At 38.8% G+C, this 14,749-nt stretch carries 10 protein-coding genes; 6 read left to right on the top strand and 4 right to left on the bottom strand.

Annotated elements, in window-relative coordinates; all coding sequences use genetic code 11:
• Nucleotides 1-154: 154 nt before the first annotated feature.
• Nucleotides 155-703 carry a TerD family protein gene (locus ACIQXP_RS17905; protein ID WP_293742143.1) on the bottom strand — a complete coding sequence of 183 codons (549 nt, stop codon included), beginning with the start codon at nt 701-703 and terminating at the stop codon, nt 155-157.
• A 265-nt stretch (nt 704-968) separates the two neighbouring features.
• Here ACIQXP_RS17905 and ACIQXP_RS17900 point away from each other — a divergent pair, with 265 nt between their 5' ends.
• Nucleotides 969-1,256 (top strand): HNH endonuclease domain-containing protein, encoded by a 288-nt coding sequence (locus ACIQXP_RS17900; RefSeq protein ID WP_293742142.1) that lies wholly within the window; start codon nt 969-971, stop codon nt 1,254-1,256.
• Between the two features lie 197 nt (nt 1,257-1,453).
• On the opposite strand, the gene ACIQXP_RS17895 is transcribed toward ACIQXP_RS17900, so the two are convergent.
• Together ACIQXP_RS17895 and ACIQXP_RS17890 are read right to left on the bottom strand one after the other, a co-directional pair.
• Nucleotides 1,454-1,810: a S41 family peptidase gene (locus ACIQXP_RS17895; protein ID WP_387506483.1), complete on the bottom strand. Its 357-nt coding sequence runs from the start codon at nt 1,808-1,810 to the stop codon at nt 1,454-1,456.
• Between the two features lie 238 nt (nt 1,811-2,048).
• Nucleotides 2,049-2,537 carry a Riean_0653 family protein gene (locus ACIQXP_RS17890; protein ID WP_293742141.1) on the bottom strand — a complete coding sequence of 163 codons (489 nt, stop codon included), beginning with the start codon at nt 2,535-2,537 and terminating at the stop codon, nt 2,049-2,051.
• Nucleotides 2,538-3,792: 1,255 nt separating this feature from the next.
• Here ACIQXP_RS17890 and ACIQXP_RS17885 point away from each other — a divergent pair.
• Nucleotides 3,793-4,488, top strand: coding sequence for an energy transducer TonB (locus ACIQXP_RS17885; RefSeq protein WP_387506481.1), 696 nt, complete (start codon nt 3,793-3,795; stop codon nt 4,486-4,488).
• Between the two features lie 1,332 nt (nt 4,489-5,820).
• Here the strand turns inward: ACIQXP_RS17885 and ACIQXP_RS17880 are convergent.
• A complete protein-coding gene (locus ACIQXP_RS17880) occupies nt 5,821-7,653 on the bottom strand; it encodes an ABC transporter ATP-binding protein (RefSeq protein WP_387506479.1) in 1,833 nt (610 codons plus the stop codon).
• A 227-nt stretch (nt 7,654-7,880) separates the two neighbouring features.
• Here ACIQXP_RS17880 and ACIQXP_RS17875 point away from each other — a divergent pair, with 227 nt between their 5' ends.
• From ACIQXP_RS17875 to ACIQXP_RS17860, 4 genes are all read left to right on the top strand, one after another.
• Nucleotides 7,881-8,564, top strand: coding sequence for a hypothetical protein (locus ACIQXP_RS17875; protein ID WP_293742138.1), 684 nt, complete (start codon nt 7,881-7,883; stop codon nt 8,562-8,564).
• Nucleotides 8,565-8,595: 31 nt separating this feature from the next.
• A complete protein-coding gene (locus ACIQXP_RS17870; protein ID WP_387506477.1) occupies nt 8,596-9,297 on the top strand; it encodes a carboxypeptidase-like regulatory domain-containing protein in 702 nt (233 codons plus the stop codon).
• 668 nt (nt 9,298-9,965) lie between these two features.
• On the top strand, nt 9,966-11,102 hold the full coding sequence (locus ACIQXP_RS17865; RefSeq protein ID WP_387506474.1) for an FIST signal transduction protein: 1,137 nt from the start codon (nt 9,966-9,968) through the stop codon (nt 11,100-11,102).
• A complete protein-coding gene (locus tag ACIQXP_RS17860) occupies nt 11,089-14,490 on the top strand; it encodes a PAS domain-containing hybrid sensor histidine kinase/response regulator (RefSeq protein ID WP_387506471.1) in 3,402 nt (1,133 codons plus the stop codon). The genes ACIQXP_RS17865 and ACIQXP_RS17860 overlap by 14 nt, the downstream gene beginning before the upstream one ends.
• Nucleotides 14,491-14,749: the final 259 nt, after the last annotated feature.

The following is a 14,749-nucleotide window of genomic DNA, read 5'->3' as shown; positions in this document are numbered from 1 at the left end:
AAATAACAAGAAAAATAGACGCACCCTGCATTGCTCTAGCCACTAAGATAACCAACTTCAACCTGCATTTCCAAATCAGATCGAATGTTAACCTTTGTCGATAATCTATATTGACTGTTAGCTTCCCGTACGGTCGCATTTCAGTACCATTAGGTTACTGATACCTGTTAATATACTCCTGGAGGCCGCCTTTCATTCCAACGCCGACAGCTTCAAACCTCCACTCCCCGTTACGCCGGTAGATCCTTCCAAATTCAACTGCGGTTTCTATTGAGAAATCTTCTTCCAATTCGTACTTTAATACCTCTACGCCATCTTGGTCTACAATCCGTACAAATGAATTGCGGACCTGTCCGAAATTCTGCCTGCGCGCTTCCGCTTCATGGATAGTTACAACGATGCACAGCTCGCTCACTGCAGGGCCCACAATGGATAAATCAACATTTATCGCCTCATCGTCCCCATCGCCTTCACCTGTCAGGTTATCACCTGTATGAACCAGTGCTCCATCAGGTGAGGTTAGGTTGTTATAGAATATAAAATGTTCATCACTGATCAGCTTTTTGTTTTCGCTCAGCATAAATACAGATGCATCGAGATCAAAGTCATTGCCACCGTAACTATTAATGTCCCAGCCCAGCCCGATCGTAAATTTTGGGGCCTTTAAATTTTCCCGTTGTCCTTTTTGCAGATTAATTGCCATATAATTTAGTTCCTGTTTTAATCTAAAAATAGAAAAGATTATTGGAAAAGCATTTTTCAATTGTCGATTAATATTGATTATTTAACTGATGCAAAGATCAGATTAAGCCGACAGTCTCCTTACGGTTAACCGTAAGAAGACGTATAAATATTGCTTTCAGATAGGTTTACCTGCAAAGACATAACCCCAATGTACCCGATATCCAAACAAGTTAATTAAGCCCGCAAAAAGAAACAGTCTGTTAAAACAGCGTATAGTATGGGATATGGTTATTGAAGAGGTAGGCGGTGTCGATTGCATTTATACCAACCAGAAACTTTACAAAGCTGGTTTTGCAGTGGAACATTTTATTCCCTACGCTTTTGTTTCGCACGATTTGTTGTGGAATTTAAGTCCGGCCAGCCCGGTATTTAATAGTGCCAAATCGGACAAGCTCCCCCGCATGGCAAAATACTTTGATGCTTTTCAGGATACCAAGGTGAAACATATGATTACCTTTTTGCATACCATCCTGGCACACCTCCCATCATCAACCTTCAAAAAAAACGCGTGAGCGGTTGCAGCGGCATCCTCCCGCAGGGAGATACAGGCCAAGACGCGACCCTTCAGGGGCACGCCCAGAAAAAAAAATCATCTTATACTACTTCTTCCAGTAAAAACATTAAATTAAACCTATCCCTATCGTCCCCAAATACCCTATCCAGATCAGCATTCACCACATCATCTTCCCAAAGCAAATCACTCTTAAACCTATCCCCCGTCCATATTCTTCTCCACATCCTTCAACACCCAATCCAATTCCAAATCTTTACCGGCCAGATAATCATCCACCACGTACGTAACCGGAACATCCGGCATCACACCCCTGCCATCAATACGGGTAATGTCACCAAAATAAGCAGGAAGCGTACCATAACGGAGCAACAGTTGGCTCGCAGGCAGGCTAAGGCTTTTCAGTGTCAAAGCCGTCCATGCATTTTTACTGCCACCAGTTTCTTCACCAACAAATGTTATATTTTTCAGGGCTTTTAAATTCGCAGCCAGTAAACTGCCTGCCGAAAAAGTACCACCGTCAATCAGTACATATATCTTACCCTTAAATGTCAATTGGTGAGGCGAGATCAACTCGAAGGCTGACCTCGACTTTTATCCACCCAAACCCTTATTTTATGATTATCATACAGCTGTTTCTGCTTTTTTATTTCCTCCGGAAGCCTGTAGAAATATTTAGGGGAATCGATCAGGTGACTATAAAACCTCGCCGGCCAAACTAAATTTCCGCCCGGATTCCCCTCAGGTCGATGACCAGCGTCTTTAACTTACGCCTTGTTAATGATTTACTAGATTAATAGGTCGTATAGATCAGGTCGAATTCCCCTTCAGAAATATCTACAACTGCTTTGGTATTGTTCTCCAGTGCCTTGAAAGAAAACTTTCCAGTTACTGTTTTAGTTGCTTTGTCCAGCGTTAGGATTTGAAAGATACCAGTATAACCTGATTGGGCAGTAAATTTTAGATTTATACTTTTATCTTCGTAATCGGCTGTATTTTTAAGCCCGTTTAGATTATAATTTCCAAGTGCTACCTCACCTTCTAAAAATATGGCAAACGAAATTGTCTGTCTAGTTCCTTCTTGGTAAGCAGAAACAAAGAACGTTTTTCCTTCATCAATTAGATGCGCTTCAGCCTCATGACCATATTTCAGATTAGTATTTCTGGGTCGCCAAACCTCGCCATTTACCTTACACTTGAAATTATTGTTAACCTCTTCTTTCTTACAGCTACCGGCCAGTACCGAGACCAAAAGCACGATAATTATTATGATTTTTATCATCCCCAGCATTTTAGATTGAGCAATTTTATTTTCCTGAAAGCAATGATCGCAATTCAAAAAAATTAATATAATCGTTAAAGATTAATCTAGGGAACGAATTAACCTGTAAAGATAAATACAACTATTTATTAATTTAAAACATTCATGTCAACCAGTTGGTGCAATTCACAAGTACTGTACAGTTAAAAATAACGCGTATGAAGCTTAATAAAATAAAAATATACAAGATAATTAAGTACGAATTGTTTTCATCAAATCGATAAATAATCGAGGCATTTAAGTAAAAAGCACAGTGTGATTTTCAGAAATACCAGTAACAACCTGAAAGTTACAGCTCAGTTTCGAGCACCATTAGTCCTTTAGTTTGGTTATAGGATGTTGCGCATCAAGTCCCTTTTCTCTGACTAAATATAAACTTCGAATTCAAATCCATTTTCCGTTTTCACCGCATTAGTTAAAACAAATATACGATGGCCTTAAAGATGAAACTTTAGATTTTTTTGGAGGAGCAAGATAATAAAAACTCATTGGTAAATAAATCCTTACTGAGGAGGGATATTGAAATTCTTAGCAAAAGATGAACCGCTCAAATTGTTTGGGTAGTGACAAAGTCCTAATATCGAAAATGCAACGGGTTTGAAATGATCGCCCCCTCAAAATTTCCATTCATAATTTAAATCTTTAGATTTCTTTAAATTAATGCATCTATCAGAAAACATACTTTAAATCCAGCAAATATCCTTTCTGAGCCTTTGTTCGGAATTTCATTAGATACATTTTCCTATTTTGATTAGCTAAACTGGTCAAGAACCTGAATGTCTTCGCTTAAGAGATATTTTTCTACAATTTGTCGCTCTTCTTCAGAGCAGTGTCCGCTAAAGTATTTATCTAGCAATTCGTTATTCACTTAGCTTAAAGATTAATTTGTTGTTTTGTATAATCACGCATAACGTTAGCCTTAGCTCTATCCAAAATCAAAATTTTTTTTAAAATATGTTCAAATAGGAAGGTATTATCGTTTTCAAAAAAAAGACACCTTTTTTGGGGCATCTTTAATAAGTTCGTTATTTAACAAGAACTTCCGTTATACTTTCTCGCTGATCTGAACTTTTAGCTTTTTTACACGACTAATGGTATATTGAACTTTGATTTCGGCAAACAAATCTTCATACTCCAGAATTTGTAAGTATCAGCATCTTCAACGGTTTTAGTTTTGTTTTAAAAAACTTACTTTTGAATCAATCAAACATGAACTATGCGCTCAATTATTCTCATTTTTGTATTCTACCTCCTGGTATCGGTATCGTTCGCGCAAAGTGTAGAAACAACTTATTATGAAAACAGTTACTTGGGCAAAAAAACAAGTGAACGAAGGGCGCTTTATGCAAAAACGGTAACTAAAGGTTCAGAAGGAGAAACAACTATTGAAATCGTTCGGCTCAAAAATAAGGAAACGATTTCCCGAGAAAGTTACCGAGATAAGGAACCCATTGGTAAGTGGCTATATACCAATTTGTACGGCAGTAGCGAAGCGCTTGACTACGATTTTAAACTCGACTATAGCGATAATCTTTGCCAGGCCGATACTGCAACCTATTTAGATTTCAAAAGGATCAATAGTTATTCATTTTCCGACAACGACAGTGCAGGTTATATCGCGCCAAAACTGGCTACGGGAGAAAAGAATTTGAGCATTTTCGTTAGCAAAAGAATCGTTTATCCCCGTGACGCGCTAGCAGATGAAACTGAAGGTACAGTACAGGTTCAACTTATTATTGATCAGAACGGAAAAGTGGAGGCAATTGCTATCAAAAAAGGAGTTGACGTTAGGTTGGACAAAGAGGCCATGCGAATAGTGAGAGCGATGAAATTTCTGAACGGTGCAACAATAAAGGGGATAAAAAAGAAGCTTTGTACCATTTTGCCCATTAAGTTTTTGATTGGTGATTAGTATTCATTCCGATTCCTCTACCCTGGTTAATAGAAATTTTGGGAATATATATTGGAGCCAGCAAAAAAATGACTTTTCCCCAATCATACAGGAAGTAATTAGGCGTATTAGTATCTCCCTTCTACGTGTAATGGTCGTTTAGTACTTTGTTATTGGATAAATTCAAAATTGGCAAGTTCATTAAGTTTATACCCTTTATAGAACAGAAAGCTTCCGTAAAATTTAAACCTGCGCAAGCATTCATGGATTTCCAATCAATAACAAGTTTAAGTACCCAAACAATCATTTATTGGTAGTAGATAATTTAAAAAATGCTTTAGCTATTTAATTTATTCATCCTAGTTTTGTTTACACTAGCAAATTAAGTATTCGTTATACTAACATCTGTTCTTTCAAAATCGGCCAAAACATATCAAATCTTATGGGTGTCCTAATTGAAAATACATTGACGTCAAATTTATAATTTGCTCACCTAATGGAACTTAAAAACACGTTATTATCCCGGCGGGATCACTTAAATCCTTCCCTGCTCGTTGGAGCATTTTATTTCAAAAGGATTTATTTCATGATGCTAAAATCCCAAACAGCAGTTTATTGCTCCGCGTTGATCCGATACAGCTATACACCAGCAATACCCTAGGCCAAATTGCTCTTCACCTTTTATTTACCCATTGTAAACCTTTCCATTCAAAACGAGGTAAATGTTTGATCTGCCTGATCTATAACAGGGCTACAGCTCTACCGAAGTAAGTGTTTAGCAGTGTGCAAGCAGGTACCACGCAAGCCTGGCCGGAAGGTGGCTCAAACGTGGGGCAAACGCGGGGTAAATGTGGGGTGAAGGTGGATTTTTGAGTGTTTTTTGGGAGTATCGTTTTTCAGATGGATGATTTGGGTACTCGTCTTTTTGGGTGATTACAATATACTAAAATTATGGTAAAACGGACAAAAAAGAGCTTATAAATTTTCTGTAAGGTCAATATTAACGCAATTTATTAGGGTTTGTACCAAACGTTGGGAAGCTGCTACAGATTGATCATTTTCCAGCGATTGTAATTCGATTTCATGGAGTAGATCAAATTAATTTTATTCATCTAGCCATGGGCAACAGTGCTAAAATTGAACGGGTAAATAACTGAAGCTGTTTTGTTTCCGGTTGCCCCTTCCCCATCCATATCTTTATGGGCTAAATCAATGTAACGTGAACGCTCTTCTTAAAGCATCAGGAAGGGTTTTTAAGGTTTTAATCAGCCAATGAGCTATAGTTCAAATCATCATCCGCAACTGTAAATTAACATGGAACCTCGCTCAATGCCTCCTTTTTTATATTCTGTTTCATGATTGTTGCGCATCGAGCTGCAAGCCACTCAGGTACTTATACAGTCCTTGTTCAGTCTTCATGAGTTCCTGGTGGGTACCCGATTCAACAATCTGCCCCTTTTCCAGCACCAGGATCCTGTCTGCTTCACGAATGGTAGATAACCGGTGCGCGATGATGATAGACGTCCGTCCGCTCATTAATTCTTCAAGTGCTTCCTGCACCAGGCGTTCTGATTCGGAGTCGAGCGAAGAAGTGGCTTCGTCCAGAATCAATATAGACGGATTTTTTAACAGTGCCCTGGCAATGGCAATGCGCTGGCGTTGCCCGCCCGATAGTTTTACGCCACGTTCTCCAACAACGGTTTCGTAGCCTTCTGGAAATGCACTGATAAAATCATGCGCATTTGCCCTTTTAGCCGCCTGTATAATTTCTGCTGTTGTGGCCTTTAGCTTGCCATAGGCGATGTTTTCCAATATCGTTCCGCCAAATAACATTACATCCTGTGGCACAATCGCGATCTGATTCCGTATATCCGTAAGGGAATAGGCAGCGGCTGGTTTGCCATCAAACAGGATTTCGCCGCTTTGCGGATGGTAAAATTGTAGGATCAATCCTGCCGTAGTCGACTTACCAGAACCACTTGGACCTACTATAGCTATTTTTTGTCCGGCTTTCGCTTCGAAAGATACTTGGTTTAACACCGCTACTTCAGGCCTTGAAGGATAGGCAAAATTAATGTGTTTAAAAGCAAGATTCCCGGCTATTTTTTGTTTTGTCACATTATCCTTTTCAACTATCGATACTGCTTCTCCCTGTTCTCCCAATATCTCCAGCACCCTTTCGCTGGCACCTACAGCCTTTTGCAGGTTGGCAAAAAGTTCGGGAAAACTTCCCAGGGAACTGCCAAGGAACATCGCATAAAGTGAAAATTTTAAAAGTTCGCCGAAGGTAATTTCCTGGTGACTGACCAGGATACAGCCATAACCGATCACCCCCAGTACACTTCCAAAAACACAAAGCACGATAAAGGAAACAAACATGCCCCTGAATTTGGCTCCCTTAATGGCAATATCGGCTACCTCGCGGATGGTATTCCTGTACCGTGCGGCTTCAAAGGCTTCATTTACGAAAGCCTTTACATTTGATATGCCCGACAGGGTTTCTTCAACAATGCTGTTTGATTCGGCCATTTTATCCTGGGCCTGGCGCGAAATCTTCTTGATAAACCGCCCGAACAACACCGCAAACACAATCATCAGGGGTAAAATCAAAAGCAGGGTAAAAACCAGTTTTTTCGAGATGATGGCCATCAAAACAATGCCACCTGTAAACAATACAAACTGCCGTAACATCTCAGCAATGGTGGTGGTTAAGGTATCCTGAACCTGCGACAGGTCGGCAGAGATCCTGCTGTTGAGCTCCCCAACCCTGCGGTTGGAAAAGAAGTTCATCGGCAAGGTGATCAACTTGAAATAGGTATCGCGCCTGATATCGGCAAGGGAACGTTCTGCTACATTGACAAACCATAAAATTCTAAAATAAGATACCACCGCCTGTAAGGCCAATACAATAAAGGCCAACATTAAGATTTTCGGTATGGTATCCGGCAAATAACCATTGGAGTGTTTACCCTGTGCGGTATCAATCAATGCACCGATAAAAGATGGAAAGGCCAGCCCAACCAAACTTGATAAAAAGAGAAAAAACAGCGCTGCAATGAATTTGCCGCGATAGGGTTTCAGATAAGTGAGCAAACGGGCAACATTGTCCAAACTTTTTCTGTTTATTTTTGCTTTTGATAATTCAACGCCCGGTGCATTTCCGCTGTTTAACTGTTTTCTTGCCATTGTTTTGATGTGATCTTGTTTGTGGGCGATTTCTGCTCTATCGCATATTCCTGCGCCAAAGCGGGTTTTGATAGTGAAGACGGACCAACGCCAAAAATACTTCATTTTTTTCTCATGAAATTCTAACGCTCCTGATTATCAGATTTGTCTTTAAATTGGTTAAAAATTATCCCATAAGTACGCAGTCATTATTCTATATTTGCGGCCAAAATAAAATAAATATGTATATGAAATCAAAATTAACCCTCTTCATTCTTCTTGTAGCGGTATTTATCTCCTGCAAAAAAACGACCAATGTTGATGTTAAACTTTCTACCAGCGGAAAGCTTACTTACAAACTAACCGACGATGCCGGTAAAGGATTGGCAAATGTAAAAGTATCTTTATTTGACCGTACCGACACTTACTATGCTAATTACAACATTCTGTTGGAAACCCGTTTAACAGATCATAATGGTTTGGTAGATTTTGGCAATCTCAATCCAAGCAATTACTTACTTGTTGCTGATTCTGCAAAGGTAAATAATGTTGCCTACATGGTTCAGGAATATGTTCAGGTGATTACTGGTGCTGATAAAGCTAAAGAAACCAAGGTAACAGATTTTTCAGGAACATTTACGCTTGCAGTTAGATCTTACAATAATAATCAACCATTAAAAAATATAGGTGTGATTATGATTCCTTCAAATAAATTCAACTACGCTGCAACGACTGCTGCCAATTTAAAAGTTGCCGATTTTTCAGGAGCGACAAACGATGCAGGGTTGATCACTTTCAGAATTCCTTCAAACAAGCAGTACGCAATATACCTGTATAATACGGTTACAAATGCATCATACAATTATAACAGTAGCGTTTCGGTTCAAAAAGATGCTACAGTCAATTATTCTATGAATATCTATCAACTATAGTTGGTTGCAAGATTGCTTATTTTATAATAGTATGAAATGTAAAATCATGGTCCTGATGGGGCTGTTTATTTTGACACTCTCCTGTAAAAAGATTACCAACGTTAAATTGGTTGATGGGGTAAATTCTGGCAAACTGAGTTATAAACTTGTGGATGATGCAGGGAAAGGTTTAGCTGGTATTAAAGTTTCACTGTATGATGCAAAACTTGGTTTAAATACGAACTACCCTGACCCAAGTGCGTTGGTTGGATCAATTAGAACAGATCAGGATGGCGTAGCGTATTTCCCTGATCTGCTGCCTAACAATTATCTTGTAACCTGCGATACTGCCAGGATCAATAAAGTGAGGTACCGTACTGACGAATTTATTCAGGTTGTTGCGGATGTAGATAAGAAAAAGAGTATAAATGTGTCTGAATTTTCAGGCCTTTTAAACCTCACGCTCATATCCACAAAAGATTACAGAACTGTATTGAAGAACGTAGGCGTAGTTGCTTATCCGGTTAATGAAATCATCCTTAATTCCAGCAATGTTTTTGAAGTGATCAATTCGTCAACGCTTAAAGGTGTTACCGATGCCAATGGTTTTGTATCAATAAAAGTACCATCCAATATTCCTTTTAATTTTATTGTATATAATATAACAAACAGGAATCTTGCTTATGGATACAATAGCTATTCGGTAGCAAAGAATGCTAAAATTAATGCTACGATTTATTCAGATCCTTTTTAAGTATAATACCACCAGAAAAAGCTATTGATCAAAAAAAGGGAGTTGTCCGGAATGGATAGCTCCCTTTTTCATTTTATTCCAAAAACAGCACGCTTATTATTTTATTCTAACTCAAATATCCAATAAAGCGCTCCTACCTTGGCAGGCTCTCAGAAAGTTTCATCATTTCCAAAAAAAGTATCAGGATCTGAGATTTCAAAATTTTAAACGACCAGATGGAAATGTTTTCCGCTGTTGTAACAGAGAGGATAATCTATAGTTTTTCTGGATTTCCTTTCAGCATAGAGAATCACAATCATTTGAAAAAAATTCATTAGCTTTATTTAGGTTAAGTGCAACTAAATTTTATAAGGGAAAAGTATATCCGGTAACTATTTGATTTTCGTTGTATAGGATGATCCTGGTCAGCTCATATTGATCCTATTATTTGAACATAGGTATTTCGACATACAATAATGATGTGCTTAAAGCCGGAGAAATGTTTGCTATCGGAAAAAGTAGCGGTGATAAAACGATAAGAGACGACGAAGTTTTTTATACGCGCTGTGTTTTGGTTTAAGTTCAATTAAATGAATTATTATTTTTAATTTTATATAAAATATTGATAATCAGGTGTCTGTGTGTTTTAGCAATACATTTGTCCAGGTGTTATGTTTAAAAAATAAATCATGAATGCTAAGCTCTTTAATTATACGGCAGGCCAATGGATTGCTGAGAACGGTGAGGAAAACATAGCTGCTGATCAGTTTCAATTGATATTGTGTTTTGGTGGCAAGCATTTATTGCAGACCATTGATGTATACCTGCAGTTAAAATCACTTTTTACAAATGCAGATATTGCGTTATGCAGTAGTGCAGGCGAAATTTACCAGCAAACAGTATGCGATAATGCGCTTATTGCTATTGCTTTAGCTTTTGATTCAACCACGATAAAAACTTCGCTGGCCAATATAAGCGAATATGAAAATAGTTACGCCGCGGCGATCGGGTTAATTGAGAAATTGCCGAAAGAGGAATTAAGCTATATACTAACATTTGCCGATGGAAATATGGTAAATGGAAGTGAGCTGATTAAAGGACTAAACGTTGCCGCGGGAAAGATTTTGGTAACCGGTGGTTTGGCTGGTGATGATGCGAATTTCAAATCCACTTTAGTGGGACTCAATCAAACCCCAGGTGAAGGAAACATCATTGCCATTGGTTTTTATGGGAGCGGGCTGCTGGTTACCCATGGCTCGCAGGGTGGTTGGGACATGTTCGGTTTGGAGCGAACGGTAACCCGATCGCAGGCAAATGTATTGTACGAAATTAATGGCGAAAGTGCCCTGGATTTGTATAAAAAATATTTGGGACCTGATGTGGATAACCTCCCGGCCTCTGCGTTGTTGTTTCCGTTAGCTATTTCAATTCCGGGTTTTTCAGAGCCAGTTGTACGTACCATTCTATCGATTGATGAAGATAAAAAAACGATGACTTTTGCAGGAGACATACCAGAGGGCTCACAGGTAAGATTGATGAAAGCAAATTTCGATAATTTGATCGAAGCTTCGAGCCATGCAGCCACAAATAGCCTGAAACATAATCAAAAGCCGGATTTTGCTTTGCTTATCAGTTGCGTTGGGCGTAAATTGATACTTGGCCCCAGAACCGAGGAAGAAGTTGAAGCAGTTGCTGAAGTGTTTTCTAAAGAAACTACCATCGCGGGTTTTTATTCGTATGGTGAGATTTCCCCGTTTAATAATAGTGGAACCTGCCAGCTACACAATCAAACGATGACTATTACTTCATTCTATGAATTACCATAAGTTACTCAATAAGCAGATTAGCAAATATTTATCTGCCGACCTGGTGGAGAATCCGGCTATTAAAAAATTTTTGAGCGTAATCAGCGATTCCTATGAAGCGTTGCTAAGAGATAAATTATTGGTTGAAAGGGCTTTTTCAATTAGTGAAGAAGAGTATATATCTGTAAATAAAAAACTGAGCCATGAAGTATCGGTAAAAAGGAAATCAATTGAAACCTTGAAAAACATTTTGGGTGAAATGGGTCGGAATTATCAGGGCGAAAATCCTGATGATTTTCTTGCCATTGCAGAATACCTGAATAAACAGGTTACGTTAAGGAAAAGTGCAGAAAAGGTATTTACTTCTTTGGTGGAAAACTCGCACAGCGGGATTTTGTTGGAAGATGAGCATAGAAACATCGTTTTTACGAATCAGCTTTTTTGCGATCTGTTTCAGATACCCTATCCACCGGATGCACTTATTGGTACCAGCTGCAGTGACAGCGCAGAGCAATCAAAATACCTGTTTAACAATCCTGATGAGTTTGTTGCCGGTATTGGACAAATACTGAAAAACAGAGCTTTCGAAAGTACAAACCTAACGCTGGCCGATGGAAGGATATTAAAACGCGAGTACATTCCAATTTTTATCGACGATGTATACAAGGGACACCTTTGGAATTATACTGATATTACCGAAAAGAAAAAAGCGATGGAAGCGCTTGAGCAGAGCGAATTAAAAAATCGCCTGATAATGAATTCGGCTTTGGATGCCATTATTACCATCGACAGCGAGGGATTAATTACTTTCTGGAATCCTCAGGCAGAGAAAATATTTGGCTGGAAGGAAGCTGAAGTGATCGGAAAGCATTTAACAGATAACATTATTCCATCCTACCACAAAGCCGGACATAAAGCGGGTATGGAAAGATACCATCAAAATAGTGCCGGTACAATTTTAAATAAAATGATTGAAATGCCTGCGATGAATAAAAACGGAGCGGAATTTTCAGTTGAATTGTCTATCATTCCCGTAAGCCAGGGCAGCACAAATTTTTTCTGTGCCTTTATCAGGGATATTTCTGACAGAAAGAAAAATGAAGAAGAGCTAAGGGCAAGTAAGGAGCTATGGCAATTTGCTTTGGAAGGCGCCGGGGATGGTGTTTGGGAATACAATTTCCAAAACAAAAAAGCCTTTTTTTCTAAAAAATACAAAAGCATGCTCGGCTATGGGGATGAAGATTTTGCTAATGACCCTGATGAGTGGTTAAGCCGGATACATCCCGATGACCTTCCTAAAATTTTGGAGACAGATGAAGCCTATTTTTCAGGTGAAATAAACTCACATCAGCGGGAGTACCGGATATTGCATAAAAATGGTAACTACATATGGGTACTTGACAGGGGAATGATTGTGAACAGAACAACAGATGGGTTGCCGGAGAGAATTATTGGTACCCATTCTGACATCACTGAACGTAAACTTTCTGAGCAGGCCCTGATCAACAAAGAAGAAAAGTACCGAAACATCATTACCAATATGAACCTGGGCTTACTGGAGGTTGATAATGACGGATATATTCAATTTGCAAATCAAACCTTTTGTAAAATGATCGGCTTTGACCAGGAAGAACTTGCCGGAGCGAAAGACACAGATATAATAGACCTTGACGAAAGTAAGGAGACCGTAGCGTCAAAAACAAGTCTCCGAAAACATGGAATATCGGATGCCTATGAAGTGAAAGTTCGGACTAGAGCCGGCGAATTAAGATGGTGGCTTATAAGCGGAGCGCCAAGGCTCAATGATAAAGGGGAACATATCGGCTCTGTCGGGATACACTTAGATATCACTGAGCAGAAAAAGCTGGAGCATGAGCTTATCAAAGCTAAAGAGGCTGCCGAGGAATCAACGAAATCAAAAGAAGCATTTCTGGCCAATATGAGCCATGAAATACGAACGCCAATGAATGCCATTTCCGGGATGGCCAATCAGCTTAGTAAAACAAAATTAGATCATCATCAGCAATTTTTTCTCAATACAATCCGCTCCTCTGCCGATAATCTGCTTGTGATTATCAATGATATTCTTGACCTAAGTAAAATAGAGTCTGGCAAGCTGGGTATTGAAAAAATTGGATTTGAACCTAAAAAGGTTATTAGCCATGTTATGCAGGTGATGCAGCACCGGGCCGAAGAAAAGGGACTTACGTTTACCAACTCATTTTACGATCAGCGACTTTCAAGGGTATTAATTGGCGATCCTTACCGCCTTTCACAGATTATGCTCAATTTAGTCAGCAATGCAATTAAGTTTACCCCTAAAGGAAAAGTAGATATTTACTGCAGCGTTTTACAGGATCACGAATCGGAACAGCTTATTGAGATAAGCGTGATTGACAGTGGCGTTGGAATGGAGCAGACATTTGTTAACCACCTGTTCGCTAAATTTTCACAGGAAGATAACTCTATTACCAGAAAATACGGAGGAACAGGACTGGGCATGAGCATATCTAAAGAACTCATTGAACTGATGGGTGGAGAAATTAAGGTAAACAGCGAAAAAAACAAAGGAACTACGGTATCCTTCAACCTTAGGATACCAAAGGGTAACGAACAGGACCTTAAAGAGAAAGGAAATATTGAAGTAGATACGACATTACTGAATGGTAAGCAGATTTTGATTACCGATGACAATGAAACCAACCGGCTTCTGGCTTCAGCAATATTAGGTAATTTTGGTGCTGTTGTTACCGAGGCAGCTAACGGACACGAAGCGCTTCTTTTAATTGAAAAGAATAAATTTGATCTGATCTTGATGGATGTACAAATGCCCGAAATGGATGGGCTGGAAGCAACCAGATTGGTTAGGGAAAAACTAATAGATGTACCGATTATAGCACTAACGGCTTTCGCACTAAAAGGAGATAATCAAAAATGCTTAGACAATGGCATGGACGATTATTTGTCAAAACCATTTGAAGAAGAACAGCTCCTAGAAATTGCTTCGAAATGGCTGGGTAAATTTCACTTAGTTAAAAAAGCACCTGATAACGTAACTGATACACCACTTTATAATTTATCAAAAATTGAGGCCATAGCGAGAGGTAATACCAAATTCATCAATAATTTGGTCGGTTTTTTCATCAGGCATATACCGCTTACGTTAAAAGAGATAAATGATGCATACGATCACAATGATTTTTCGAAAATTTCAAAGCTTGTACATCGGATTAAACCGTCTGTAGCTGACATGGGTATATCATCCATAAAGGACGAGTTGATCGAAATAGAGAATTTTGCACCGGAATATGGTAAATCACAAAGACTTGACTATTTACTTAATAACATCAATGTGGTGTTAAATCAGGTGGTTTCCGCATTGAAAGCGAATATCGTATCTGATGTTTAAGCTTCAACGGTTGATTTGGTTGCTGCCTTTTGATGTTATACTGCGAGATAAAATTGTTTGCTGATGGACCTGCGTTTACCTTTCAGTGGTATGGCAGGTTCCTGTCGGTTAAAATAACCAGGAAATACCTCTGCTAAACGAAATGAAATTAGCAAACAAAAGTGCTCCATATTGTTCGGAATCGATGTTTTTGAATTAAAAATCAATAAAATTTTTTAATTCAAATAAATAAACGTTAATTAGACACTTATTTATTGTT

The sequence above is a fragment of the Pedobacter suwonensis genome (assembly GCF_044762335.1).
Taxonomy (GTDB): domain Bacteria; phylum Bacteroidota; class Bacteroidia; order Sphingobacteriales; family Sphingobacteriaceae; genus Pedobacter.
This window is presented reverse-complemented; position numbering and strand designations above follow the sequence as displayed.